This window comes from Streptomyces kanamyceticus, from assembly GCF_008704495.1.
Taxonomy (GTDB): Bacteria; Actinomycetota; Actinomycetes; order Streptomycetales; family Streptomycetaceae; genus Streptomyces; species Streptomyces kanamyceticus.
Genome location: NZ_CP023699.1, coordinates 4,581,974 through 4,607,722, shown reverse-complemented (window position 1 = coordinate 4,607,722; position 25,749 = coordinate 4,581,974). Strand labels below are relative to the sequence as shown.

Annotated in this window: 25 protein-coding genes and 2 pseudogenes; 16 read left to right on the top strand and 11 right to left on the bottom strand. The window is 72.5% G+C overall.

What is annotated here, in order from left to right; genetic code table 11:
* Positions 1-153 precede the first annotated feature (153 nt).
* Positions 154-1,863, bottom strand: a complete 1,710-nt coding sequence (locus CP970_RS19275) for a bifunctional 3'-5' exonuclease/DNA polymerase (RefSeq protein WP_150493592.1) — start codon at positions 1,861-1,863, stop codon at positions 154-156.
* Between the two features lie 421 nt (positions 1,864-2,284).
* Between CP970_RS19275 and CP970_RS19270 the strand changes: the two genes are divergently transcribed.
* Positions 2,285-3,127 (top strand): nitrilase-related carbon-nitrogen hydrolase, encoded by an 843-nt coding sequence (locus tag CP970_RS19270; RefSeq protein WP_055556620.1) that lies wholly within the window; start codon positions 2,285-2,287, stop codon positions 3,125-3,127.
* 10 nt (positions 3,128-3,137) lie between these two features.
* Here CP970_RS19270 and CP970_RS19265 read toward each other — a convergent pair whose 3' ends face one another.
* Positions 3,138-3,647, bottom strand: a complete 510-nt coding sequence (locus CP970_RS19265; RefSeq protein ID WP_224059245.1) for a MarR family winged helix-turn-helix transcriptional regulator — start codon at positions 3,645-3,647, stop codon at positions 3,138-3,140.
* A gap of 130 nt (positions 3,648-3,777) precedes the next feature.
* Here CP970_RS19265 and CP970_RS19260 point away from each other — a divergent pair, with 130 nt between their 5' ends.
* Positions 3,778-4,776 carry a DMT family transporter gene (locus tag CP970_RS19260; protein ID WP_150493590.1) on the top strand — a complete coding sequence of 333 codons (999 nt, stop codon included), beginning with the start codon at positions 3,778-3,780 and terminating at the stop codon, positions 4,774-4,776.
* A 337-nt stretch (positions 4,777-5,113) separates the two neighbouring features.
* Here CP970_RS19260 and CP970_RS19255 read toward each other — a convergent pair whose 3' ends face one another.
* Together CP970_RS19255 and CP970_RS19250 are read right to left on the bottom strand one after the other, a co-directional pair.
* On the bottom strand, positions 5,114-7,285 hold the full coding sequence (locus CP970_RS19255) for an ABC transporter permease (protein ID WP_150493588.1): 2,172 nt from the start codon (positions 7,283-7,285) through the stop codon (positions 5,114-5,116).
* Between the two features lie 239 nt (positions 7,286-7,524).
* Positions 7,525-8,298: pseudogene (locus tag CP970_RS19250) on the bottom strand (ABC transporter ATP-binding protein); the annotation flags it as partial.
* A 134-nt stretch (positions 8,299-8,432) separates the two neighbouring features.
* Here CP970_RS19250 and CP970_RS19245 point away from each other — a divergent pair.
* Positions 8,433-9,605 (top strand): DUF2786 domain-containing protein, encoded by a 1,173-nt coding sequence (locus CP970_RS19245; protein WP_055556508.1) that lies wholly within the window; start codon positions 8,433-8,435, stop codon positions 9,603-9,605.
* Between the two features lie 22 nt (positions 9,606-9,627).
* Here the strand turns inward: CP970_RS19245 and CP970_RS19240 are convergent, their stop codons facing one another.
* From CP970_RS19240 to CP970_RS19230, 3 genes are read right to left on the bottom strand one after another with little or no spacing between them, the layout of a single operon-like run.
* The gene (locus tag CP970_RS19240; RefSeq protein WP_055556510.1) at positions 9,628-10,158 is read right to left on the bottom strand and encodes a hypothetical protein; all 531 of its coding nucleotides are present in this window, start codon (positions 10,156-10,158) and stop codon (positions 9,628-9,630) included.
* Positions 10,155-11,600, bottom strand: a complete 1,446-nt coding sequence (locus CP970_RS19235) for a sensor histidine kinase (protein WP_055556512.1) — start codon at positions 11,598-11,600, stop codon at positions 10,155-10,157. The genes CP970_RS19240 and CP970_RS19235 overlap by 4 nt, the downstream gene beginning before the upstream one ends.
* Positions 11,601-11,604: 4 nt before the next feature.
* Entirely contained in the window at positions 11,605-12,297 is a 693-nt protein-coding gene (locus CP970_RS19230) for a response regulator transcription factor (RefSeq protein WP_055556528.1), read from the bottom strand.
* Between the two features lie 164 nt (positions 12,298-12,461).
* Between CP970_RS19230 and CP970_RS19225 the strand changes: the two genes are divergently transcribed.
* The 5 genes from CP970_RS19225 to CP970_RS44985 are packed head-to-tail and all read left to right on the top strand — an operon-like array spanning position 12,462 to position 18,707.
* The gene (locus CP970_RS19225) at positions 12,462-13,118 is read left to right on the top strand and encodes a hypothetical protein (protein WP_055556514.1); all 657 of its coding nucleotides are present in this window, start codon (positions 12,462-12,464) and stop codon (positions 13,116-13,118) included.
* On the top strand, positions 13,119-14,186 hold the full coding sequence (locus tag CP970_RS19220) for an efflux RND transporter periplasmic adaptor subunit (RefSeq protein WP_055556522.1): 1,068 nt from the start codon (positions 13,119-13,121) through the stop codon (positions 14,184-14,186). It begins immediately after the preceding gene.
* Positions 14,183-14,854: an ABC transporter ATP-binding protein gene (locus CP970_RS19215; RefSeq protein ID WP_055556524.1), complete on the top strand. Its 672-nt coding sequence runs from the start codon at positions 14,183-14,185 to the stop codon at positions 14,852-14,854. Before CP970_RS19220 ends, CP970_RS19215 begins: the two co-directional genes overlap by 4 nt.
* Positions 14,851-16,032 carry an ABC transporter permease gene (locus CP970_RS19210; protein ID WP_055556526.1) on the top strand — a complete coding sequence of 394 codons (1,182 nt, stop codon included), beginning with the start codon at positions 14,851-14,853 and terminating at the stop codon, positions 16,030-16,032. The genes CP970_RS19215 and CP970_RS19210 overlap by 4 nt, the downstream gene beginning before the upstream one ends.
* Before the next feature lie 38 nt (positions 16,033-16,070).
* Positions 16,071-18,707 carry an FUSC family protein gene (locus CP970_RS44985; protein WP_224058522.1) on the top strand — a complete coding sequence of 879 codons (2,637 nt, stop codon included), beginning with the start codon at positions 16,071-16,073 and terminating at the stop codon, positions 18,705-18,707.
* A gap of 13 nt (positions 18,708-18,720) precedes the next feature.
* Here CP970_RS44985 and CP970_RS19195 read toward each other — a convergent pair whose 3' ends face one another.
* The 3 genes from CP970_RS19195 to rpmB form a co-directional block, all read right to left on the bottom strand.
* On the bottom strand, positions 18,721-19,242 hold the full coding sequence (locus CP970_RS19195; protein ID WP_055551454.1) for a hypothetical protein: 522 nt from the start codon (positions 19,240-19,242) through the stop codon (positions 18,721-18,723).
* 66 nt (positions 19,243-19,308) lie between these two features.
* Complete coding sequence (gene rpsN, locus CP970_RS19190; protein WP_055551456.1) at positions 19,309-19,614, bottom strand: 30S ribosomal protein S14; 306 nt, start codon at positions 19,612-19,614, stop codon at positions 19,309-19,311.
* On the bottom strand, positions 19,614-19,850 hold the full coding sequence (rpmB, locus tag CP970_RS19185; RefSeq protein WP_055551458.1) for a 50S ribosomal protein L28: 237 nt from the start codon (positions 19,848-19,850) through the stop codon (positions 19,614-19,616). Before rpmB ends, rpsN begins: the two co-directional genes overlap by 1 nt.
* A gap of 71 nt (positions 19,851-19,921) precedes the next feature.
* On the opposite strand from rpmB, the gene rpmG reads away from it, so the two are divergent.
* From rpmG to CP970_RS19155, 6 genes and pseudogenes are all read left to right on the top strand, one after another.
* Positions 19,922-20,086: a 50S ribosomal protein L33 gene (gene rpmG, locus CP970_RS19180; protein WP_055551460.1), complete on the top strand. Its 165-nt coding sequence runs from the start codon at positions 19,922-19,924 to the stop codon at positions 20,084-20,086.
* A gap of 5 nt (positions 20,087-20,091) precedes the next feature.
* Complete coding sequence (locus CP970_RS19175; RefSeq protein ID WP_055551462.1) at positions 20,092-20,340, top strand: type B 50S ribosomal protein L31; 249 nt, start codon at positions 20,092-20,094, stop codon at positions 20,338-20,340.
* A gap of 56 nt (positions 20,341-20,396) precedes the next feature.
* Positions 20,397-21,539 carry a CobW family GTP-binding protein gene (locus tag CP970_RS19170; protein WP_055551464.1) on the top strand — a complete coding sequence of 381 codons (1,143 nt, stop codon included), beginning with the start codon at positions 20,397-20,399 and terminating at the stop codon, positions 21,537-21,539.
* Positions 21,540-21,541: 2 nt separating this feature from the next.
* On the top strand, positions 21,542-21,778 hold the full coding sequence (gene rpsR, locus CP970_RS19165) for a 30S ribosomal protein S18 (protein WP_055551466.1): 237 nt from the start codon (positions 21,542-21,544) through the stop codon (positions 21,776-21,778).
* A gap of 45 nt (positions 21,779-21,823) precedes the next feature.
* Positions 21,824-21,916: pseudogene (locus CP970_RS44980) on the top strand (SRPBCC domain-containing protein); the annotation flags it as partial.
* A gap of 137 nt (positions 21,917-22,053) precedes the next feature.
* Entirely contained in the window at positions 22,054-22,293 is a 240-nt protein-coding gene (locus CP970_RS19155) for a DUF397 domain-containing protein (RefSeq protein WP_223775964.1), read from the top strand.
* Between the two features lie 55 nt (positions 22,294-22,348).
* On the opposite strand, the gene CP970_RS19150 is transcribed toward CP970_RS19155, so the two are convergent.
* Positions 22,349-22,891, bottom strand: coding sequence for an ATP-binding protein (locus CP970_RS19150; protein WP_055551468.1), 543 nt, complete (start codon positions 22,889-22,891; stop codon positions 22,349-22,351).
* A 323-nt stretch (positions 22,892-23,214) separates the two neighbouring features.
* On the opposite strand from CP970_RS19150, the gene CP970_RS19145 reads away from it, so the two are divergent.
* Positions 23,215-24,078, top strand: coding sequence for a helix-turn-helix domain-containing protein (locus CP970_RS19145; protein WP_055551470.1), 864 nt, complete (start codon positions 23,215-23,217; stop codon positions 24,076-24,078).
* An 80-nt stretch (positions 24,079-24,158) separates the two neighbouring features.
* Positions 24,159-25,616: an aldehyde dehydrogenase family protein gene (locus tag CP970_RS19140; RefSeq protein ID WP_055551473.1), complete on the top strand. Its 1,458-nt coding sequence runs from the start codon at positions 24,159-24,161 to the stop codon at positions 25,614-25,616.
* Positions 25,617-25,749: the final 133 nt, after the last annotated feature.

Below are 25,749 nucleotides of genomic sequence, written 5' to 3'. Positions count from 1 at the left end.
CTCCGGGGCCGGTCGGGTTCGGGTCGCGTCCGGGGCCGGTCCGGCTCGGGCCAGGTCGGGTCTGGTCCGGACCCGGGCCGGGCCGCATCCAGATCGGGTCGGGGTCCGGTTCGGGCCTGGTCCGGGTCGCGACCGGGCCAGGTCAGGCCCCGGTCACTTCGCGTCCGCGTAGCACTCGACCACCGCGATCGTGAACGGGAACCGCACCGGCGTCTCCCCGAACGCGATCCGGCCCGCCAGATCCCCGGCCGCCCGCACCGCCGCCGTCACCTCCTCCGCCTCCTCGGCGGGGCAGTGCACGATGACCTCGTCGTGCTGGAAGAAGACCAGCTCGGCCCGGAGCCCCGACTCGGCGATGGTCCGCCGCAGCGCCGCCAGCATCAGCAGCGCCCAGTCCGCGGCGCTGCCCTGCACCACGAAGTTCCGTGTGAACCGGCCCCGCGCGCGGGAGTTGACCGAGGCGTACCCCGGCGTGAACTCCCCTTCCTGGACGGGGCCCGGCGCGGCGGGGGCCTCCTGTGGGATGCCCGCCTCGTCGTTCTCCCCGGCCCCGGCCGCCGGAGGGCTCGTCCTGCCGAGCCACGTCCGGACGAGCCTGCCCTCCTCGCCCTCCTTCGCCGCGTCGTCCACGTACGCGACGGCCAGCGGGAAGCGGCGGCGCAGCGCCGCCAGGTTCTTCAGGCCGTCGCCCGACGTCTGGCCGTACACGGCCCCCAGCAGCGCGATCTTCGCGTGGTCGCGGTCGCCGGAGAACGCGCGGTCGGACAGGCGCGTGTAGAGGTCCTCGTCGCTGCCCGCCACCTCCATCAGGCCCCGGTCGCGGGAGATCGCGGCGAGCACCCTCGGCTCCATCTGGTCGGCGTCGGCGACCACGAGCCGCCAGCCGGGGTCGGCGACGACCGCCCTGCGGATCACCTTGGGGATCTGCAGGGCCCCGCCGCCGTTGGTCGTCCAGCGGCCGCTGACCGAGCCGCCCGGCGTGTACTCCGGGCGGAAGCGCCCGTCGCGCACCCAGTCCTGCAGCCAGCTCCAGCCGTGCGCCGTCCAGATCCGGTACAGCTTCTTGTACTCGATGAGGGGCCGCACGGCCGGGTGGTCGATCTCCTCCAGCTGCCAGCGCCGCGTCGACGTCACCTTGATGCCTGCCTGCGCGAACGCCTTGATGACGTCGGCGGGCAGATCGGGCCGGACGCGGCGGCCGAACGCGGCGGACACCTCGTCGGCCAGCTCGGCGAGGCGACGGGGTTCGCCGCCGCCCGCGTACCGCTCGCCGAGCAGTTCGTTCAGGAGGCCGCGGTGCAGGTCCGCGCGCCAGGGCAGGCCCGCGGCGTTCATCTCGGCGGCCACCAGCATGCCCGCGGACTCGGACGCGGTGAGCAGGCGCATGCGGCCGGGGTGGGCGGCGGCGTCGTGCCTTCGCTGCTGCTCGGCGTAGACCTCGACGAGGTCCAGGAGGGGGAGGGGAGCGCCGCCGGGGCGGGGCTCGAAGAGGAAGAGGGAGTCCTGGGAGCCGGGTTCGGCGGCGCGGGGCGGGGGATCGGGGGGTACGGGGGTGTCGCGGATGCGGGCGAGGGCGGCGGCCGCGGAACGGGGTTCGCCGAGGCGGCCTTCGTGGCCCAGGAGGAGGAGCTCGGCGGCCTCGATGTCGTAGCACCGCTCCACGCGGGCGCCGGCGGCCAGCAGTCGCGGATAGATGTCCGCGGTCGAGCGCCAGACCCACCGGGTGACGTCGGGGCGCTTCAGCACGGCCTCGCCGAGGTCGGCCTCGTGGACGACGGGGCCTGCGGGCAGGCCGCTCTCGCCCAGGGGCACCAGCTCGGCGGCGGCTCCCTCGGCAGGGGCGATGGCCCACCGATCACTCATGGGGGGAGTGTCGCACTCGGCACTGACAGGCTGGTGTTTGCGCGGGTGGGGCGCGTTACCCCTCGCCGTGGGGCGCGTTGTCCCTCGTCGTGGGGCGCCTCGCCGTCTTGGGGGCGGGGCCGCGGCGGTATGTCCGTCCTCGCCGTCCCAGAGCATTGCCACACTTCGGGCACCTCGGAACGAGGCCCCCAGTGCTCCGGGCGGACATACCGCCACGTCCCCTCGGGTCGCGCTCGCGGCTGCGGGAGGCATTCGATTGCTGCTGCCCCTACAGGCCACGCGTCCGGTGCGGAGATACGGGTGGGCGGGTGGGGATGATCCGCCGCGAAGCGGCGGGTTTGTTGCTCCTGCCCCGGGCGGGGGCGCCTCGTCCGGGCCCTCCCCGCGTGCGGCGGCTCCCGCGCGCTGCGAGGCTCGGGGCATGCGAGTGGCGCTGGCGCAGACCGACTGCGCACTGGGTGAGGTTGACGAGAACCTGGAGACCGCGCGGGACCAGGTGGCCCAGGCCGCCACCCAGGGCGCGGACCTCGTGGTCTTCCCCGAGCTGAGCCTGCACGGGTACCACCTGGGCGGGCTCAAGCGGGACACGTCGATCACGACGGACGACCCGCGGCTGCTCGCCCTGGCCGCGCCCGGCGGCCCGGACGTCATCGTCGGCCTGCACGAGCACACCAGCCTGCGCGCCTACAACACGTCGGCGTACTACTCGGCCGGTCAACTCCTGCACGCGCACCGCAAGTTGTACCTCCCCAACTACCTGGCCTGGGAGGAGCGCAAGCACGTCAGCCCCGGCCAGCACCTGCGGGCGTACGACCTGCCGGGCGGGCACGGCCGCGCCGCCACCCTCGTCTGCAACGACGCCTGGCAGCCGGTCCTGCCGTGGCTCGCCGTGCAGGACGGCGCCGAGGTCATCGTCGTACCGACCAACAGCGCGGCCAGCCTCGATCCCGAGGCGATGGACACGGGCCTGTACTGGGACACGCTGCTCTCGTACACGGCGCGCATGCTGCAGTGCTGGGTGATCTTCGTGAACCGGGTCGGCAACGAGGACGGGGCCTCGTTCTGGGGCGGTTCACGCGTCGTCGACCCGCGCGGCGCGGTCGTCGCGCAGGCGCCGAAGTGGGAGCCGGGCCTGGTGACGGTCGACATCGACGTGCACGAGGCCCGCCGCAGGCGCCGCTCCGTACCCCTGGTCGCCGAGGCGCGCCTCGGCCTGGTGGACCGCGAGGTGCGCAGGCTGATCGACGAGGGCGGCGACAGCTGAGCGGAGAGGGTTACGCGCCCTCCTCGCCTCTCCCGCTGCCCCCCGGCTGCTCCACGCGGGCCAGCCATCCGGTCAGCAGGGTCTCGACGGCCGTCGCCTCGTCCGGTGTCAGGGCGTCGAGCAGCCGCCGTTCGTTGTGCATGTGCTCGGTGAAGGCCCGGTCGATCAGCTCCCGCCCCGCGGCGGTGAGCGCGACGACCCGGCCCCGGCCGTCACCGGCCGCGCGGCGGCGCGTGACGAGGCCGCCGCGTTCGAGACGGTCGATGCGCTTGGTCATCGCGCCGGTCGTGACCATGGTGTGCGCGGCGAGCTCCCCGGGGGCCCGCTCGAAGGGCTCGCCCGCCCGGCGGAGCGCGGCGAGGACGTCGAACTCGCCCTCGCTCAGGCCGAACCGCCGGTAGGCGACGCAGAGCTGCTCGGTGAGGAGCGCGCCGAGCCGGTGGAGCCGCCCGATGACCGCTTGCGGGCTGACGTCGACATCGGGCCGCTCCCGCTCCCACTCGGCTTGGATGCGCCCCACGTGATCAAGGCGCTGAGCGGACGCGGACGCGGACGGCTGACGGGGCTGACGGGGCTGGCGGGGCTGACTGGAGGCGGCCATACCCCGCACCCTAGCCCGATACCTTCCGGGGAAGGCATAATTACCTTCCATGGAAGGTAATTATCCGCGCTGGCTCCTGATCACCGCGATCGCCCCCGTCGCCTGGGGGACGAACTACTACGTCACGCACGAGTACCTGCCTGCCGGAAGCCCGCTGTACGGGGCGGCCATCAGGGCGCTGCCGGCCGGTCTGCTGCTCCTCGCCGTGGCCCGGCGGCTGCCGCGCGGCTCCTGGTGGTGGAAGTCCCCGGTCCTCGGCGTCCTCAACGTGGGCGGCTTCTTCACCCTGGTGTACGTCGCCGCGCAACTGCTCCCGACGAGCCTCGCCTCGACCGTCATGGCGACGGCGCCGCTGGTCATGATGCTCACCGCCTGGGCCCTGGTCGCCGAGCGACCCCGGCTGCCGCACCTGGCGGGGGCGGGCGTGGGACTCGGCGGCGTCTGCCTGATGCTGCTCACCGGCGCGGTGGCGGCCGATGCCCTCGGCGTACTCGCGTCGGCCGCCGCGATGCTCATGTCGTCCCTCGGCTACATCCTCGCGAAGCGCTGGAGCTCCGAGGTTCCGGTGCTCGCGTCGACGTCCTGGCAACTGATCGCGGGAGGCGTGCTGCTGCTCCCCGCAGCGGCCCTTGCGGAGGGTGCGCCGCCGCGCCTGGACGCCTCCTCCGTGCTCGCCTTCGGCTACGTCACGACGGTGGCGACGGCGGTGGCCTTCGCGGCGTGGTTCGCCGGTCTGCGCCACCTGCCCGCCGGGACGGTGGGTCTGGTCGGCCTGCTCAACCCGGTCACGGGCGTACTCCTGGGCACCCTCATCGCCGACGAGTCCCTCTCCGCGCGGCAGTTGCTGGGGCTGACGCTGGTCCTCTTGGGCGTACTCCTGGGCCGCCCACGCCCTCCCGTAACGACCCCTCTGCGACGGGGGCTGTGCCCACCCTTCCCCAAGCTCTCGGCTTCGCCCGAGCAGGGGAGGCCCCACTCGCCCTGCGGAACAATTGCCCACAGCGGTAGCGGCAGCGGCCCGGCCCACCGGCCGTCCGCCGTGCGGTGACCCCCACCGGCGCGCAGCCGCGAGCGCGCCTGAGGGGACGTGGCGGTATGTCCGCCCGGAGCACTGGGGGCCACGAGCCGAGGTGCCCGAAGTGTGGCAATGCTCTGGGACGGCGAGGACGGACATACCGCCGCGGCCCCGCCCCGCGCTCGGCGAGGCGCCCCACCACGAGGGGCAACGCGCCTCACAGCCGAACCCGCCCCACCACGAGGGGCAACGCGCCCCAAGCCGAACCCGCCCCATACGCGACGAGGCGCCCCACGACGAGGGGCAACGCGCCCCACGACGAGGGGCAACGCGCCCCACAAACGCCCCCCCACACCCGAGGCCACCGCACTCACCCCACCCACCGAGCCCTAGCCACCCCCACAACCCCCGCCAGCACCCCCACCACGGCACACACCCCCACACCAACCCCCACCACACCCCAGGGCACCTCCACCCCCACCGGCACCCCCAACCGCGCAAGCCCTCCCGCCAGCCCCGCCAGATTGACCACCGTCACCGTCACCCCGAGCAACGCCCCCGCCAACACCGCCACCAACGCCTCCCCGGCCACAACCATCCGCACCTGCACCCCGGTAGCCCCCGCCAGACGCAGCGAACGCAGTTCCCCGCGCCGCACCGACGCGGCCATCAGCAGCGTGCTGGCCAGTGAAATGCCCGTATAGACAAGGGAGATGCCGAGCAGTATCAGCAGCCCGAGCCGGGTCTGCGTCTTCGTCCGGGGATGCGTCGCGGCCAGCCACTCCTCGGCGGTACGCACCTCCCCGCCGCTGGCCGCGGCCAACGCGGCGGCGGCAGCACCCCGGTCCGCCCCCGGCTTCAGGGTGACGTCGAGCCGGTCCACCGGCGCCGCATCCGCACCGACCCCCGCGTTCGCCGACGTCACGTACGCCCCGTTGTCCCCGCTCCCACGCGCGAGGACCGCCACGATCCGCAACCGCGCACGCCGCCCGTCCCCGAGCCACACGTCGACCCGCTCGCCGACCCGCCGCTTCTCCCACTCCTCGTTGACGACGATGGACCGGTCGTCCAGATCGCGCACGTCACCCGCCACCACCGGCAGCCGGGATGTGGCGGCCCACGCGGCCGGATCGTCGACCGCGCGTGCGTCGGAGCGGACGAGGGCGCTGCCTTCTTCCCGTACGAAGACGGCGGTGGAGGCGGACGCGGAGACGGCCGAGCCATCCGGCACCGCACGCCGGGCGGCGGTAGCGGCTGCGGGTTTCAATTCGTCGCCGGTCACGACGAGTTGAGCGACAGTGCGCTGCCGCGCCTCCGCCGCCTTGGCCCCGCTCACCGTCTCCGCGGACCCCATCAGGCTGCCCGCGAGCGCGACGGTGACGAGAACGGGGGCGGCCACGGCGGCCGTGCGGCGCACGGAGGCGGTGGAGTTCTCGCGGACGAGGAGGCCGATGGCGCCGGGCAGTCGCAGGGCGCGTACGACGGGGCGTACGAGAAGGGGGGCGAGGGCGGCGGTGGCCGTGATCAGGATCATCGGCTGGGTGGTGTAGGTCTTGCGCTTCAGGAGAGCGGACGGATCGGTCGCCAGGTCCCGGACGAGGAGCCCGAGACTCAGGGCGAGCAGCGCCGCGCCCACGAGGCGTCGGCTCCACGGCATGACGTCGCTGTCCACGGACGCGTCGCGCAGCGCCTCGGTGGGAGCGCTGCGCCCGGCCCGTCGTGAGGCGCTCCACGCCCCGGCGTACGCGACGAACAGGCCGGTCCAGAAGGCGAGTTGGCAGGGCCAGGCGAACAGTGGGGCCGTGCCGGGGATCGTGAACCAGTCCGGTGCGATGCCCGCGTCGACCATGGCGTCGCCGAGCAGGGGAGCGGCCCCTACGCCCAGCACGCAGCCGGAGGCGGACGCCGCGACGCCCACCACGAGCGCCTCGCCGAGGAGTTGCCTGCGCACCTGCCCCGGCGTCGCCCCCGCCATCCGCAGCAGCCCGAACTCCCGCCGCCGCAGCGCCACGACGAGGGCGAACGTCGACGCGGTGACGAAGACCGAGACGAAGGCGGCGACCCCGCCCGCCGTGCCGAGGAAGGCGTTCACGGCCACCAGTGCCTCGGCGTCCCGCGCGGTGGCGGGGTCGGCGCGGCGGCGGTCGTCGCCGGTGAGGACGAGGGCCCGCCCGTCGACCACGTCGCGTACGGCCCGCACGGGTGCGTCGACCCCGACGGCATCCCGCGCGTTCCCGTCGACCCGCACGGGCCCGAGCCGCCGAAGCTCGTGCAGAAGTTCGATATCCACAGGGTGTGGATGAGCGAGTGGCTTGGACACGCGCTCGACGTCGGGCCCGCGCCGCACCGGCACGGTCAGCGTGTCCTGTCCCATGACGACCACGGGCGACCCGGCGAACCGTACCGGCGCACGCTCCGGCGCCCCGAGACTCGCGTCGAGCCCGAGCCCCATGGCCGCGGTGAGACCGACGCCGAGGGCGACGGCGACGAAGGCGCCGAGAAGGCTGGTCCAACGGGCGCGCAGCGAAGCGAGAACGATCATCGCCCGACCGCCTCGGTATCGGCGTGGACGCTGTCCGTGTGCCTGGCCGTCTCGGCATGGGCGTGGACGCTGTCCGTGCGCCTGGCCGTCTCGGCATGGGCGTGGACGCTGTCCGTGTGCCTGGCCGTCTCGGTATCGGCGTGGACGCTGTCCGTACGCCCGACCGTCTCGGTATCGGCGTGAACGCTGCCCGTGCGCCTGGCCGCCTCGCCATCGGCGCGGACGCTGCCCGCACCCCCGGCCGCCTCCGCACCGGCGCGAACGCCTCCCGTGCGCCGCCCCTCCAGCGCGGCCATCCGCCCCGCCACCTCCTCCACGTCCGGCCCGGCCAGTTCGCTCTCCACCCGCCCGTCGACGAGGAACACCACCCGGTCCGCGTACGAAGCCGCCACCGGGTCATGCGTGACCATCACGGTCGTCTGCCCCTCCCCGTTCACCAACTCCCTCAGCAGCGCGAGCACATGACGGCTCGTCACCGTGTCGAGCGCCCCCGTCGGCTCGTCGCCGAAGAGGACGGCGGGGCGGCTCACCAGGGCCCGTGCGAGCGCCACCCGCTGCTGCTGGCCGCCGGACAGCTCACCGGGCCGGTGCCCGGCCCGCCCGGCAAGTCCCACCCGGTCAAGGGCCGCGTGCACCTGCGTACGGGAGGGCCGACGTCCCGCAAGCCGCCCCGGCAGCGCGACGTTCTGCGCCGCGCTCAGCGAGGGGATCAGGTTGAACGACTGGAAGACGAAGCCGATCCGGTCCCTGCGCAGCAGTGTCCTGCGCCGCTCGCTCAGCCCCGTCAGCTCGGTGCCGCCCACCTCCACCGACCCGGACGTCGGCCGGTCGAGCCCGGCGGCGCACTGCAGCAGCGTGGACTTGCCGGAACCGGAAGGCCCCATGATCGCGACGAAGCTTCCGGCGCGGACGGCGAGATCCACCCCGTCCAGGGCGACGACGTCGCGGTAGAGGCGGCGTACGGAACGGAGGCGTACGGCGACGGCAGTCGCCCCGGCATCGGTTTCTGTCATGCGCCAAGCCAAGCGCCGGGCGGCCCGTGGAACACGACCACTGGGGGGCGTCCGGGGGTAGGGCTGGCCATACCCCCACCACTCCGCCTCCCGCCGCTCCGCCCCCTACTGTCCGCTCTTCTACCCTTGACCCCATGGATTCGGTGATCGACAAGGCGTTCGCGGCGGCGCTGTACGGCGACGGTGACGAGGGCCTGGACGCCGGGGCCTCGATGCTCGCGGCCGCGCCCGGCGCGGACGACGAGCTGCGCGGGCGCGGCGAGGAGTACCTGCGGCGCGCCTGGGAGCGGGGCTGGCAGCCCGCCGACGTCGTACGCGTCGTCCGGCGCGACCTGGCCGAGACCCACCTGAACCTGACCGCCGCCCTGATCCACGCCGAGACCGGCCGCTACCCGCACCTGCCGCCGCGCTGGGCGACCCAGCTGGCCGACATCGGACCCGGTGCCGAGCGCCCTCAGGACCGCTTCTCGTCCGCCACCGTCCACCTCCAGCTCTACCGCCTCCTCCTGCGCCTCCCGCCCATCGAGCCGGTCGGCCCGCCGCCCGGCGGCGCCGTCCCCGGCCCCGTCGAGGGCGAGCCGCGCACGCTCACCCGCATCCGCGCCCTGCTCGCCAAGGCCGAGGCGACCGGTTTCCCCGAGGAGGCGGAGGCGCTCACCGCCAAGGCGCAGGAGCTGATGGCGCGGCACTCGGTCGACGAGGCGCTGCTCGCCGCCCGTACGCACGCGAAGAACGTCCCGGCCGCCTGCCGCGTCGGCGTGGACGCCCCGTACGAGACGGCGAAGGCGATCCTCCTGGACGCGGTCGCCTCGGCGAACCGCTGCCGCGCGGTGTGGAACGAGGCGCTCGGATTCACCACGGTGGTCGGCTTCGAACCCGACCTGGAGGCGGTGGAGCTCCTCTACACCTCCCTCCTCGTCCAGGGCACGTCGGCGATGACCCGGGCGGAGGCCGAACAGCGCGCGGGCGGCCGCAAGCGTACGAAGACGTTCCGCCAGTCCTTCCTGATGGCGTACGCCCACCGGATCGGCGGACGGCTCGCGACGGCGGGCGAACACGCGGTCACGGAAGCGGCGGAGACGTCACGCGACACCGCGCTGCTCCCCGTGCTCGCCGCCCGCGACGTCGCCGTCACCGACCGCGCCGAGCAGATGTTCCCCGAGACGACCACGACGCGGGTGCGCGGCGCGACGGACGGCGCGGGCTGGACGCACGGCACGGCGGCGGCCGACCGGGCCCATGTGCCGGGGCGCGGGGGACGGGCTCCCGACGCGGACCGTTCGCTGGGGCGCGGGCGCGGGCGCTGACCCGGAATCGCGTCGACGGCTCCTACTTCAGGAAGTCGGAGCACACGTAAGGCCCCAACTCCCCCTCCTGCTCCACACCTTCAGGCGGAATCGCCCGCACCGTCACCCGCACGTCGTCCGGTCGCGTACGCCCGTTCTTGTCGAGGACGGCCTGCGCGCGGGCCAGGCTGCACACCAACTGGCCCGTGTAGTTGCGGTCGTTGACGGACGCCGGATCGAGTGTCAGGTCGGAGATCCGGACCGTGAGCCGGTCGCCGTCGCCGGTGACGTCGAACTGTCCGCTGCGCACCAGCGTGGTGAGCCCGGAGCGCCGCTCGGACTCGTCGGGGCCCGTCATCAACAGCTTGATGACGGCGGCCGGTTCTCTGACCCGTTCGTCCGGACGGGACACGCCCTCCAGGCGGCCCGTCTCGGAGACGAAGTAGATCCGCAGCCCCTTGGTGAGCCCGCTCGCGGGTTCACCCGCGTCCACGACGCCGGTGGGCCGCACGCCGCAGCCCGTGAGCACCAGGGCCGTCACGGCCAGTGCGACTCCTCTGCGTACGAAAGTCACTTCTCGTCCTCCTCGCCCCGCCGCCACGGCACCCGCAGTGCGAACACCGCACCGCCACCCGCCCTGTTGGCCACCTCGATCGTCCCGCCGTGCAGTCGCGCGTTCTCCAGGGCGATGGCCGTGCCCAGGCCGCTGCCCTCCGACCGGGTGCGCGCGCTGTCGGCCTTGTAGAAGCGGTCGAAGACGTGGGGGAGTACGTCAGGGGGGAGGCCGGGGCCGTGGTCCGCGACCTCGACGGTCACCCAGTCGCCCGCCGCCCGCACGGTCACGGAGACCGGTTCCGCGCCGTGGCGCAGGGCGTTGCCGACGAGGTTGGCGACCGCGACGTCGACGCGGCGCGGGTCGAGCACGGCCCGTGCGCCGTCCGGGAGTTGGGCCTGGACGAGGCCGGTCCAGCCGCGCAGGTCGAGCGTGTTGCGCAGGGTCTCGGCGAGGTCGACCTCGTCGAGGTTGAGCCGGGCGGCGCCCGAGTCGAAGCGGGACATCTCCATCAGGTCCTCGACGAGCCGCGCGAGCCGCGCGGTCTCCGCGCTGATCGTGCGGGCGGCGTGCGCGGCGTCCGGCGGCAGCTGCCCGGCGTCCTCGTCGAGCACCGTCGCCACCATCGTCATCGCGGCGAGCGGCGTGCGCAGCTCGTGCGAGACGTCGGCGACGAAGCGCCGCGCCTTGGCCTCCTGCTCGCGCAGCTCGGCGACGGACGATTCGAGCGCGTCGGCCGTCCTGTTGAAGTCCCGTGCCAGATCGGCGAGTTCGTCCCGGCCCTTGGGCGTCTCGACCCGCGATGCGAGGTCCCCTGCCGCGTGCCTGCGCGTGGCGCGGCCCAGTTCGCGCACGGGCCGCAGCACCGTGCGCGCGGCGAGCAGCGCGAGTACGGCGGCGAGCAGGACGACGGGTACGAGCCCGTCGCGTACGGCGTCCAGGATCTCCGCGGTGTCGTCCTGCTCGGCCCGCAACGAGGTGACGGCGAAGACGTCGAGGCCGGACGGCGGCCCGGACTCGAAGGTGACGGGCGTACCGACGGCCAGGTAGGGGCTGCCGTCCCGGTCGATCCGCTGCAGGCTCATGCGGTTCCGCTTCCGTACGGCCTCACGGAGCGAGGACGAGATCAGCGACCGGTCGGCGGAGGCGTCGGACGAGCCCTTCAGCGAGCGGTACTCGGCGACGACGACGGAGTCCCCGAGCCCGTCGGCGACGCTGCCCGCGAACCGGGTGAGGGAGACCTCGTCGGGCGGCACGGAGAGGTCGGCCGCGGCCTGGTCGACGCGGTTCTTGAAGTCGGTGCGCACGGCGTCCTGCTTGCGCTCCAGGACGGCGGTGCGGGACTCGCGGTAGGCGAGCCCGGTGGCGGTCACGGCGCTGACCAGCGCGACCAGCACGAACGCGACGACGAGCCGGGCCCGGAGCCCGCCCCGGCGCCGCCATCCCCTGTGCGTCTCGCCCATGCCCCTACACCGGCCCGAACCGGTACCCGAAGCCCCGCACGGTCTGTACGTACACCGGTCTCGCAGGGACGTCCTCGATCTTGGCGCGGAGGCGGCCCACCGCCGCGTCGACCAGGCGGGAGTCGCCGAGGAAGTCGTGTTCCCAGACCGAGCGGAGCAGCTGTTCGCGGCTGAAGACCTGGCCGGGGGAGGCGGAGAGTTCGAGCAGTACGCGGAGTTCGGTGGGCGGCAGGGGCAGCGGCGTGCCGTGTTTGGTGACGGTGAGGCCCGCGCGGTCGATGAAGAGCCCGGCGTGCGTGTCCTCGTCGGGCCGCCGCCGCACCGGCTCGGCCCGCCGCAGTGCCGCCCGGATCCGGGCTTCGAGGACGGGCGCGGTCACGGGCTTGACCACGTAGTCGTCGGCGCCCGACTCCAGGCCCCGCACGATGTCGCTGTCGTCGCCGCGCGCGGTCAGCATGACGACGGGGATCGTCGACCCGGTCGCCCGGATGCGGCGGCAGACCTCGAAGCCGTCGATGCCGGGCAGCATCAGATCGAGCACGGCGAGTTCGACGCCGGGCCCCGCGGGCGAGGCGAGCAGCGCGAGGGCCTCCTCGCCGGTGGCCGCGGTGTCGACCGCGTACCCGTGGCGGCGCAGCACCAGTTCCATTCCGTCGCGCACGGACGCGTCGTCCTCGATCAGCAGCACATGGGGCACTCGGGGCATGCCGACGATTATGGGCGACGGTTTGACCAGTTCAGGGCCGGTACGGGCGCGGACAGGCGCCGCGCCCGGCATTGTTACGTGCTCATCATGTGGCGTTACGCGTTCATCATGCGGTCATGGACCGCCCACCATGTGGCGGCGGCAGATTGCCCGGCATGAGCATTCACACCACACCCGGCGCCGCAGCCCGGCTGCGCGTCGCGGGCCTCGTCGCGCTCCCCGTCCTGATGTTCTCCGCGGCCTGCGGAGGCGGCGGCGGTGACGGAGCGAAGGACGCCGGTGTCGCCTCGGTCCCCGACGAGAGCGCCACAGGCAAGCCCGCCGACTCCGCCGACTCCGCAAAGGACAGCGCGGACTCCGCCAAGAAGCACAAGAGCGCGTTCTACGACGCCCAGGTGAAGTACGTGCGGTGCATGCGCGGCAAGGCGGGCGTCAAGGACTTCCCCGACCCCGAGCTGAGCGGCTACCTCGACATGTCCAAGGTCGAGAAGGTCGTCGACCCGAACGGGAACGGCGAGGAGTACAAGGGCGGCAAGGACGGCGCCTGCGTCACCGAGCTGAAGGCCGCCATGAACCTGGAACCGGAGCGCGACGACCAGAAGGACTACGAGTCGATGCTCGCGCACGCCAAGTGCATGCGCGAGAAGGGCGTATCGAAGTTCACCAACCCCACGATGTCCGGCGGCAACGTCCTGCCCGGCGGCGACCCGAGCCCCGCGAACCCGCAGCTCGACAGGGACTCCGCCACCTACAAGGAAGCCCGCACGGCCTGCAAGGACAAGCTGCTCGACGGCCTGGACGGGATGCAGTAGATGAGACGCCGTACGGGAATCCTGGTGGCCGCGGCGGTCGTGGCGGCGGCCGCCGGAGCCGGGGCGCTCGCCCTCGGGGGCGGCGACGACGCGGACGCGAGCGCGGGGAAGGACGGCCTGCCGCCCGCCACCGCCGCCGTCGTCCGCACCGACCTCGTGCAGTCCAAGACGGTCGACGGCAAGGTCGACTTCGCGCAGCGACGGGCGGTCAAGTCGGCGGTCGACGGCACGGTCACGGTCGCGGCGCGGGAGGGCGCGACGGTCGCGCGCGGCCAGGCGCTCTACGAGCTCGACGACAAACCGGTGACGCTTCTGTACGGCCAGGTCCCCGCCTTCCGCGAGATGAAGGTGGGCGCGCGCGGCACCGACGTACTCCAACTGGAGCGCAATCTGGCCGCGTTGGGGTACGGCGCCGGGCTCTACGTCGACCCGCGCTACGACAAGGCGACGGAGGCCGCGGTCAAGCGCTGGCAGAAGTCCCTGAACCGGGTGCCCACCGGCCGGGTCGGCAAGGGCGACGTGGTCTTCCAGCCGGACCGGATCAAGGTCGTCTCCGCGGACGCCGCGCTCGCCGACGCGGTGGGCCCCGACACCTCGGTCCTCACGGCCGCGTCGACGAACCCCGTCGTCCGCGCCGACCTCGACCAGAGCGACGCGCCGCTCACCGCGAAGGGGACGAAGGTCGAGGTGACGCTGCCCAGCGGCAAGAAGGAGCCGGGCAGGGTGTCGGGCACGGTGCACCCCGAGGCCGCGGACGACGAGGGCGCCCAGGACACCATCACCGTCGAAGTGACCCTGGACGGCGGCCGGTCGGCGGCGTCGGGCGAGGACAGCGAGGTGTCGGCGAGCGTGCGGTTCGTCAGCGAGAGCCGCAGACACGTCCTCGCGGTCCCCGTCGAGGCGATCGTCGCGCTGCGCGGCGCGCACGGCGGCTACGGACTGCAGGTCGTCGAGGGCGGCGCCGCCCGCATGGTGCGGGTCGAGACCGGCATGACGGCGGACAGCCGCATCGAGGTCAGCGGCCCGGACATCAAGGAGGGCATGAAGGTAGGAGTGGCGAAGCAATGAGCACACCCACACCTGTCATCCGGCTCCGCCGCGCCACCAAGTCGTACGAGGGAGGAGTGCACGCCCTGCGCGGCGTGGACCTCACCGTGCACGCGGGCGAACTCCTCGCGATCGTCGGCCCTTCCGGCTCGGGCAAGTCGACGATGCTCAACATCATCGGCACCCTCGACAAGCCGACGTCGGGCACGGTCGAGGTGGCGGGCCACGACGTCGGCCGCCTCTCGGACGCCCAGCTCTCGGCCCTGCGCGCCCGCCACATCGGCTTCGTCTTCCAGCACTTCCACCTGGCGCCCGCGCGCACCGCCGTGGAGAACGTCGCGGACGGCCTGCTGTACGCGGGCGTCGGCGCGCGCGAACGCGGCGCGCGTGCGCGCGGGGCCCTGGAACGGGTCGGCCTGGGCCACCGCCTCACCCACACCCCGAACGAACTCTCCGGCGGCGAGAAGCAACGGGTCGCCATCGCGAGGGCGTTGATCGGCGACCCGACCATCCTGCTCGCCGACGAACCCACCGGCGCCCTGGACACCGCGTCGGGCCGCGTCGTCATGGACCTGCTCCACGAACTCCACGCGACAGGGACCACGATCTGCGTCATCACCCACGACCACGACATCGCCGACGCGCTGCCCCGCCGCATCCGCTTCAGGGACGGGGAGGTGGTGTCGTGAAGCCCGCGAGGCTCTCGCCCACGGACGTCCTCAGGGTGGGCGCGGTGGGCCTGCGGGCGCGCAGGGCGCGCGTGGTGCTCTCCGCGCTCGGCATCGCGCTCGGCATCGCGACGATGGTCGCGGTGGTGGGCCTGTCCCAGTCCAGCAAGGCGGACCTGATGTCCCGCCTCGACCGCCTCGGCACCAACCTCCTCACCGCCGAGCAGGGCAAGGACATCCAGGGCAACGCCGTTCCGCTGCCCAAGAACGCGGTGGCGATGGTGGAGCGCGTCGGCCCGGTCCAGCACGCGACGGCCACCGCCAACGTCGACGCCCGGGTCCGCCGCAGCGACGTCGTCCCCGAGGAACAGTCGTCGGGCGTCACGGTCCAGGCGGCCCGCCCCGACCTCCTGAAGGCCCTCAACGCCCGTACGAACAAAGGGACTTGGCTGAACAGGGCGAACGAACGCCTCCCCGTCACGGTCCTCGGCTCCGTCGCGGCGGAGCGCCTCGGCATCACCGCGCCGGGCGAGAAGATCATGCTGAACGACCAGTACGTGGCGGTCGTCGGGATCCTGGACCCCATCGAGCTGTTCCCGACCCTCGACCGGGTGGCGATGATCGGCTTCCCCGCGGCCGAACGCCACTTCGCCTTCGACGGCCACCCCTCCACGATCTTCGAACGCTCCACCGACGACTCGGTCGAGGACGTACGGGACGTCCTGGCCCGCACGGTCAGCCCCGGCGACGAAGGATCGGTCAAGGTCTCCCGCCCCTCCGACGCGCTGGCCGCGAAGGCGGCGACCGACAAGGGCCTGACCACCCTGATGCTGGGCCTCGGGGCGGTCGCCCTCCTGGTGGGCGGCGTGGGAGTGGCCAACACGATGGTGATCTCGGTCCTGGAGCGCAGAACGGAGATCGGCCTGCGCAGGGCCCTGGGCGCGACCAAGAACGCGATCCGCCTCCAGTTCCTGACGGAGTCCCTCCTCCTCTCCTCCCTGGGCGGCGCGACGGGCGCGCTCCTGGGCGCGGCGGCGACCTACGGATTCGCCCTGACCCAGGACTGGACCCCGGTGGTCCCGCCCTGGTCCCTGACGGCGGGCTTCGCCGCGACACTCGTGATCGGCATGGCGGCGGGCCTCTATCCGGCGATCAGGGCGTCGCGCCTGCATCCGACGGTGGCGTTGAACGCGACGTAGAGCCCAAGTGTGCCCGATATGCCCAGTATCATCACAGAGTGACCTGGCTCCGAGCGCTGAAAGAGACAGCTCGCTCGGGTCTGACCGTCGAGCGCAAACGCCTTGAACCCCTGATCGCCCTCCGCGGCGCCGGGGGCCTGGCCATCATCATCGGCGTCAGCCTCACCCTGTTCGGCCCGGCGGTGGCGGCGAGCTCCGCCTTCGGCGCTTACCAGGCGGCGATCGCCACGTTCCAGCGCAGTTGGCGGCCCCGCCCGGAACTGGCCCTGGCCTCCGGCACCAGCCTCGCCGTCTCCACCTTCCTCGGCTACCTCACCGGCTCCCACACCCTCCTCTTCCTGGCGCTCCTCTCCCTCTGGACGTTCCTGGCGGGCCTGAGCTGGGCCGCGGGCCCGACCGTCGGCATCATCGCGTCGTCGAACGTGGCGATCATGCTGGTGACGGTCACGCTCCCCACCTCGCTCGCCGGTGCCGCGGGGCATGCGGCGATGATGATCGTGGGCGGCTGCGTCCAGGCGGCGCTGGTGGTCCTGTTCCCGATCCGCAGATGGGGCGCGCACAGGGACGCGCTGGCCGACGCGCTCGCGGCCGAGGCGGACTACGCCCGCAGGCTCCGCCACGACCCCGTGGCCCCCTTCGACCCCGAGCCCCTGATGGCGGCGCGCGACGCGGCGCGGATCACCCCGCGCCAGGCCCGCACCCGCCCCGCGGAACTGCACGGCGCACGCGGCCTCGCCGAACGCATCCGCCCGGTGCTCGCGTCCCTGGCGGACCCGGCGGTGGGCGTACCGCCGGAGGGCAGGGAACGCGACCGGGTGCGGGAGATCCTCGGCGCGGCGGGCGCGGTCCTGGACGCGGCGGCGCGGGCGGTCCGCCACGGGGAGCCGGTGAAGATCCCCCCGGCGGCGATCGCGACGCTGCGGACACCGGACACGGGGGCGATCCTCACGGGCCCGGCGTACCGAGCGGCGACGCGACTGGGCGCACTCCTGAGAGACGTACTGGAAACGGCGGGAACACCGACGCCTACGCCTACGCCGAGTCCGACGCCTAGGCCGAATCCCACGCCGTCGCCCACGTCCACGCCTGCGCCGACGCCGAGTCCGACGCCCATGTCCACGCCGAGTCCGACGCCGAGTCCGACGTCCACGCCGACGCCGAGTCCCACGTCTGCGCCGACGCCGACGTCCGCGTCCACGCTGCCGCCGAGTCCGACTCCGACGTCTACGCAGACGCCCACGTCTACGCCGACGTCCACGCCGACTCCGACGTCCACGCCGACTCCAACGTCCACGCCCACGCCCACATCCACACCCACGCCCACCTCAGACCAGCCCTTCACCTCAGCTCCGACCCCCAGCGCAGGGCCGGGCCCGGCTTCAGGGCCGACCTCTGCTCCAGGGCCGCCCCTCACTCCCGGGCCGACTCCCAGCGCAGGGCCGCCCCCCACCCCAGGACCGCCCCTCACCCCAGGACCGCCCCCCACCCCAGAGCCACCCCCCACCCCCCAAACCCACTCCGACACCCAGCCGATCCCCCTCCTCCGGCCCACCCTCCCGGCCCTGGTCCCCGGTGCCCTCCGTGCCATGCGGTCGGAGTTGCGGCACGAGTCGCCGGTCGCTCGGCACGCGATCCGCGTCACGGCGGTGGCCGCCACCGGCTATCTGTTGGGGCACTGGCTTCCGTTGGGGCACGGGTACTGGGCCCCCATGGCGTCGGTCATGGTGATGCGTCCGGACTTCTCCCAGACGTACTCGCGCGCCGTGGCCCGCTTCGGCGGGACCCTCGTGGGTGTCGCGCTGGCTACGGGGCTCGTCCAGTTGGCCGACCCGGGCACGGGGCTTTCCGCGGCGCTGGCCGTGCTCTGCGCCGGACTGATGTACCTGCTGATGCGCACCGGCCAGGTCGCGGCGCAGGCGTGCGTGGCGGCGTACGTCGTGTTCCTGCTCGGGATGGGCGGCCAGCAGTGGCAGCAGACGGTTCCGGAGAGAGTCGTCCTGACCCTGCTCGGCGGCGTCCTCGCGATGATCGCGTACGCCGTGTACCCCGCGTGGGAGACCCCGCGCCTGCGCACCCGCCTCGCGGACTGGCTGATCGCGGACGGCCGCTACGCAGCGGCCGTCGTCGACCACTACGCGCACCCCGCGGGCAAGTCCTGCCCCGACGTCCGCGAGGCCCTGCTCGCGGCCCGCGACGCGCGCGTCGCCTGGCAGGACGCGGTGGCGCGCGCCAAGAGCGAGCCGGTGCGCCACCGGGGTCTGTCCCACGCGGCCGCGGCGGACGCGGAGGAGGCCCTGGCCCAACTGGGCCGCGTGGCCATGCTGATGGAGGCCCACCTGCCGGACCGCGGCGCGACCCCCGTCCCCGCGGCGGCCCGCCTCGCGGACGCGCTGCGCGCGTCGACGGAGCAGGGCGCCAAGGCGGTGCGCGAACGCCGCGTACCCCGGTGGGACGCGGTGCGCACGGCGCTGCGCGAGTGGGACGGCGAGGGCGTGCCCGACCGCGTCGTACGCAAGGGGGCGGGCCTGCTCCTGGAGACCCTGGAAGAACTCTCCGACGCGCTGGACACGACGCCGCCCCCGATGCTGGTGGACGGCACGGAGACGAAACACCAACCGCCCGAGCCCCAGCAGCCAGAAGGGCCGCGGGACCAAGAAGGTCCCGCGGCCCCCTGACCTCAAGGCCTCGTCAGGACTGCGGCATCCCACCCGTGGGCAGCCCCTCGGGCAGCTTGCCGCCCTCGGTCCTCAGGAACTGGTCCTTGCCCGCGCCTTCCCAGGAGACCTTCATCGTCTTCGTGTCGACGGAGTCGACCCGACCCGTCGTACGGTCCGCGTTCCCCTTGGGGCACTTGAGGTTGATCATCTGCGAGCCCGCCTCGTCACCCGCGGTGCCACTGCACATGACGTCCTCGCCGACCAGCGACGCGTTCTTGCCGTTGATGACGAGGGCGAGCGGCTTGCCGCCGGCCGTGGTCACCCACGCACCCTCGACGCTGCCGTCCTCGGCGCCGGAGCCGGAGCCCCCGGTCGAGCCCCCGTCGTCCGTGGAGCTGCCGGACGAGCCCCGGTCCTTCTTGCCGCCGCCGTCACCGCCGCTGTCACTGTCACTGCTGCACCCGGTCACGGCCAGCGCGGCGGCGAGGCCGAAGGCGGCCACCCCGACCCGGGCGCGACGGACACCGAGGCCACTACGGACGTACGTACGCACTTGAAGTCCCCCTAAAGAGCCTGACGTCGCCGGTGCCACCTGCCACCGGCCAAAGCGCGCGCCAAGCTACCAGGACGACTTGCGCACGCCGGGCAGGTATCCGGCGTGCGCAAGCTCGCGCAACCTCACCCGGGAAAGACCGAACGCCCCTACGTAGCCGCGCGGGCGCCCGTCGACGCTGTCCCTGTTCCGGACCCGCGTGGCGCTCGCGTCCCGCGGCTGACGCGCCAACTCCCGCTGGGCGGCGCGCCGTTCGGCATCGCCGGTGCCGGGGTGCCGGATGATCTCCGTCAGTTCGGCCCGCCGCACGGCGTACCGCGCGACGACCCCGCGCCGCTTCTCGTTCTTGGCGATCTTGCTCTTCTTCGCCATCAGATCCTCACCCCGCGCGCACGGATCCTGGCGACGGCGGCCTCGATCCCGATGCTGTCGACCGTCCTGATCCCCTTCGCGCCCAGCCGCAGGCGGACGTACCTGCCTTCGCTCGGCAGCCAGTACCGCTTGCGCTGGACGTTGGGGTCGAAGCGGCGGTGGGTCCGCCGGTGGGAGTGGGAGACGTGGTTGCCGAAGCCGGGCCTGGCGCCGGTCAGCTGGCAGTGGGCGGACAAGTGACGCACCTCTCGGTAGTCGCGGACGGGATCCCTATTGAAAACGGGAGTCATTTTCATATACTAGCCCCATGGCACGCAACGAACTCCGCCCGGTCATCAAGCTCCGGTCCACCGCCGGAACGGGCTTCACCTACGTCACCCGCAAGAACCGCCGCAACGACCCGGACCGCCTCACCCTGCGCAAGTACGACCCGATGGCGGGCAAGCACGTCGACTTCCGAGAGGAGCGCTGATCACCATGCGCAAGGACATCCACCCGCCGTACGCACCCGTCGTCTTCCGCGACAAGGCCGCGGGATTCGCCTTCCTCACGCGGTCGACCGCGACCAGCGAGAAGACGGTCGAGTGGCAGGACGGGCGTACGTACCCGGTCGTCGACGTCGAGATCTCGTCCGCGAGCCACCCCTTCTACACGGGCACGGCACGCGTGATGGACACGGCGGGCCGCGTCGAACGCTTCGAGCGTCGCTTCGGAACGCGCCGATGAGGGACGGCTACGAGGGTCCGGGGGACAGTCACCCGGACCCGGGGAACGGCGCCCCGATGGACGTCGTGATGGACGTCGTGATCGTCGCCGGGCTCCACGAGGACGCCCGCGCGGCGGCCGTCGGCGAACTCCTCGCCACCGTCCCCGACAGCGTCGCGCTCCACCACGACCTCTCCACGGCGGTGCGGGGCACCGTCGTGCGCACCGTCCGCGACACGTCGGGCGAGCTGTCCAGGGGCGACGCCCCGCTCGTCAACGACTGCGCGTGCTGCGCGCTCCGCGCGGACCTGGTGCCCGAACTCACCCGCCTCGCGGACGCGGGCCTCACCCGCCTCGCGGTCGTGGAGCTGTGGGACTCGGTCGAACCGAAGGCGATGGCCGAGGTGATCGCCGCGCACCACGGCGCCGGGTTCGGGCTGCGCGGCGTGGTCACGGCGGTCGACCCCGCCCTGCTCCTGGCCTGCCTCGGCAACGGCGACGACCTGATGGCGGCGGGGCTCGCCGCGGCCCCCACCGACCAGCGCACCGTCGCCGACACCTGGGCGCGCCAGCTGGAGTACGCGCCCGTGCTCGCCGTCGCCGACTCGGCGCGGGCCGACGACGAGGATCGCGCGCTGCTCGCCCAACTGCATCCGACGGCGCGCCAGGTCGCCATCGGGAGCGGCGGTCTGGCCCGGGCCGCGCGGGCCGGTTTCGACGTCGAGGCCGCCGCCGCGGCCCAGCATCCGGCCTGCGCGCGGCTTCCGGCCGAGGCGGACGCGTGCGGTGTCGCCACCTTCGTATGGCACCGCGAGCGTCCCTTCCACCCGGAGCGGCTCTACGCGGCCCTGGAGGATCTGACCTGCGCGGCCGCGCGCAGCCGGGGGCGGTTCTGGCTGGCCGACCGGCCGGACACGCTGCTCGGCTGGGACGCGGCGGGCGGCGCGCTCTGCGTGGAGAGCATGGGGCCCTGGCTCGCCGCGCTGCCGGACGCCGCGTGGGAGACGGTGCCGCCGGTGCGCCGCGCCGCCGCCGCGCTCGACTGGCATCCGGAACACGGCGACTGCTGCAACCACCTGGTGTTCACCTCGCCGGGACTGGACCGCGAGGGGCTGGAACAGGTCCTGGGATCCTGCCTGTTGACCGACGAGGAGTACGCCGCTGGCCGCGCCGCCTGGAAGAACCTGCCCCCTGCCTTCGACGCACTCCTGGAGGTCTGACCATGCCCCCGCGCACGCCCTCGCACCCGAGGAAGCCCAAGCCGAACCCGCTGGACCGGGCGGGCATCACGTACATCGACTACAAGGACACGGACCTGCTCCGGACGTTCCTCTCGGACCGGGGCAAGATCCGCGCCCGGTGCGTCACGCGCGTGACGGCGCGGCAGCAACGACGGATCGCCGCGGCGGTCAAGAACGCGCGCGAGATGGCACTGCTGCCGTACGGATCCCCCCGCTGACCTGCTGACCGGCTCCCGCCTCCGTACGCTCCCCGGGATCCGGCCAACTTCGCGGACCGGACGATCACCTGGACCGTGGAACATGAAGGGCGTGGAACGCGTCTCTTCCTTGTACGTGAAGGATTCGACCGTGCTGACGGTTCTGTAATCAGGGGAACACCCCGCGTGCACGTGCATCTGCCCATGCATCGGCATGTGAACACAGCTATGATCCGGGGACAGTTGACCGCTGCATCTAGAACCACCAATGGCACTGCACGACCGGGGAGCGACCTGTGCACCACGCGTTTAACGGCATGGCGGCCACGGAGCTTCACGGGGTGGTCTGGCAGAAGAGCAGGCACAGCAACTCGCAGGGATCCTGCGTGGAGTTCGCGAAACTGCCCGGTGGCGACGTCGCCGTGCGCAACTCGCGATTCCCCGACGGTCCCGCGCTCGTCTATACACGGGCGGAGATAGAGGCGATGCTGCTCGGGATGAAGGACGGGGAGTTCGACCACCTGATAGGTGGCTGACGCTCACTCGACCCGCCCTCCGATCAGCACGGTCGAAGGGCTGCCCCGGCGCGCCTCACGCCAGGTGGAACAGTGCCCAGACCACCTTCCCGCGCAGCGTCCCGGCGAGCGGGTGCCAGCCCCAGCCGTCGCTGAAGGAGTCCACCAGGAAGAGGCCGCGCCCCGACTCCGCCGAGAAGTCGTCGTCGGTGTCGCGCGTGACCGGACTCTCGTCACTGGGATCGCGCACGGCGCACACCAGGCGCGAGGCCCAGCGCATCAAGTGCAGCCGTACGGGCGGGTCCTGGCTCTCCCGCGGGGTGTCCGCGGAATCGAAGGGGGCGGCCCGAAGGGCCTCGTTGGAAGGGCGGTGGTGGGCGAGGGGCAGGCCATGACGCAGCGCGTTGGTGACGAGTTCGGAAACGACGAGCGCGATGTCGTCGAAGCGTTCGTCCAGGTCCCACTGAGTGAGTGTCGTACGGGTGAACTTCCGTGCGCTGCCCACCGCTTCGTAGCGGGCGGCGAGCGCCACGGACGCCGTGCTGGAGACCGCGGACGGGTCGAGTGGTGGTAGCCCCTGCCGTAACGGCTCGAGCATGGTCGATCCATTCGTCCCCATGCGAGGCACTCCCCGGTTTCGCGGTACATAGCGATGGAGCGGTGGCGCGGTCGGTCGCCGATGGTGCGGTCGTACACGGTCGGTACAGCGGTGGCGCGCGGACCATGGTTCCGAATGCGTACAGCAGATGCAAGGGCAGATGCACGTGCACGCGCCGGACTTGGTCGTTCCCGTGCCACTTCTTGCCCATTTCTTCCTACGGTTTCTTGTGGAGGCCTTGCGCGGCCTTTCGGAGTTCTTCCGTTTCTGTAACCGAACGAGTACGGCCCGAAGCGTTTAATGGCAGACTGCTGGCTTCCAGTCGATGGGGAGGATTGAGCGAAGTGACCGCAGGGGAGTCGAGCGGCTCGGTGGTACGGCGCATCCTGCTGGGCTCGCAGCTGAGGCGCCTGAGGGAATCCCGTGGCATCACCCGCGAAGCGGCCGGCTACTCGATCCGCGCATCCGAATCGAAGATCAGCCGCATGGAGTTGGGACGGGTGAGCTTCAAGTCCAGGGACGTAGAGGACCTTCTGACGCTGTACGGCGTCACGGACGAGGCCGAGCGCGGCGCACTCCTCTCGCTCGCCAAGGAGGCCAACCTCACCGGCTGGTGGCACAGTTACTCGGACGTCCTGCCGGGCTGGTTCCAGACCTACATCGGTCTGGAGGGCGCCGCCTCGCTCATCCGCGTCTATGAAGTCCAGTTCGTCAACGGCCTGTTGCAGACCGAGGCGTACGCGCACGCGGTGGTCGCCAGAGGCATGAAGGGCGCGAGCAGGGCCGAGATCGAGCGGCGCGTCGCGCTGCGCCTGGAGCGCCAGAAGCTGCTCGCCTCCGAGCACGCGCCCCGCTTCCACTGCGTCCTGGACGAGGCCGCGCTCCGCCGCCCGTACGGGAACCGGGAAGTGATGAGGGGTCAGATCCAGCACCTCATCGACATCTCCGAGCGCCCCAACGTCACGCTCCAGGTGATGCCGTTCAGCTTCGGCGGCCACGCGGGCGAGAGCGGCGCGTTCACGATGCTGCGCTTCCCCGAGTCCGACCTGTCCGACGTCGTCTACGTCGAGCAGCTCACCGGCGCGCTCTATCTGGACAAGGCGGAGGAAGTCGCCCAGTACGAGCGGGTGGTGGCCCAGCTGCACAAGGACAGCCCGGATCCGGCGGACAGCAGGGATCTTCTGCGTGGTCTACTCCAACTCACCTGAAACATAAGTACTATGACGTGAGATCAGGTGTCTGCTTCCGTTTGCGTCCGTCTGCTGTCGCGGCAAGGGGTGTCCCTCTCATGTCCTTCTTCACCGACCTGGCTCATCAGTACATCGACGGTGAGTGGAAGGCGGGCTCCGGTTCCTGGGACATCATCGACTTCAATCCGTACGACGGGGAGAAGCTGGCGTCCATCACCGTCGCCACGGCCGCCGAGGTCGACCAGGCGTACCGAGCGGCGCAGCGCGTGCAGCGGGAGTGGGCCGCGACCAACCCCTATGCGCGGCGCGGGGTGTTCGAGCGGGCCCTGCGGATCGTCGAGGACCGCGAGGAAGAGATAACCGAGGCCATCATCGCCGAGCTGGGCGGCACCCGGCTCAAGGCGGCCTTCGAGCTCCACCTCACCAAGGAGTTCTTGCGCGAGTCGGTGCACCTCTCGCTGCGCCCCGAGGGCCGGGTGCTGCCCTCGGCGGAGGACGGCAAGGAGAACCGCGTCTACCGCGTCCCTGTCGGTGTGGTGGGCGTCATCAGCCCCTTCAACTTCCCGCTGTTCCTGTCGATGAAGACCGTCGCCCCGGCCCTCGCCCTCGGTAACGCGGTGGTGCTCAAGCCGCACCAGAACGCCCCGGTGATCGGCGGCAGCCTGCTCGCGAAGGTCTTCGAGGACGCGGGCCTGCCCGCCGGACTGCTCAACGTGGTGATCACCGACATCGCCGAGATCGGCGACGCGCTGCTCGAACACCCGGTGCCGAGCGTCATCTCCTTCACCGGCTCCGACCGCGTGGGCCGCCACGTCGCCACGGTCTGCGCCTCGCACTTCAAGCGCTCCATCCTGGAGATGGGCGGCAACAGCGCGCTGATCGTCCTCGACGACGCCGACATCGACTACGCCGTGGACGCGGCGGTCTTCAGCCGCTACGTGCACCAGGGCCAGGTCTGCATGGCCGCCAACCGCATCCTGGTGGACCGGGCCGTCCAGGCGGAGTTCACCGAGAAGTTCGTCGCCAAGGTCGCGAGCCTCAAGGTCGGCGACCCGGCCGACCCCGCGACCCACATCGGCCCGCTCATCAACTCCTCGCAGGCGGACGCCGTTTCGGCCGTCGTCGACCAGGCCGTCGCGGCGGGCGCCACGGCCCTGCTGCACGGCGGCACCGAGGGCAATCTGGTGGCGCCCTCCATCCTGACCGACCTGCCCGCCGACTCGCCCGTCCTCGGCCAGGAGATCTTCGGCCCCGTCGCGCTGCTGCTGCCCTTCGACGGCGAGGACGAGGCCGTACGCATCGCCAACGACACCCCCTACGGCCTGAGCGGCGCCGTGCACACCGGTGACGTGGAGCGCGGTGTGCGGATCGCCAAGCGCGTCGACACCGGCATGATCCACGTCAACGACGGCACGGTGCACGACGAGGCGATCGTGCCGTTCGGCGGCGAGAAGAACTCCGGCCTCGGGCGGCTGAACGGCGAGTCGACGGTGGACGCCTTCACGTCGCAGAAGTGGATCTCGGTCCAGCACGGGCGCTCGCGCTTCCCGTTCTGAGCGCTTCCCGCTTCTGAGTGCTTCCGGGAATCTCTCGTGCCCACGGACCCTTGCGGACAGAAGCTGACCGCAAGGGTCCGTAGCTTGAGTGGTGTCGGAAAGCCCGAAGGGGCAGCCTGTGAAAGCAGGCAGG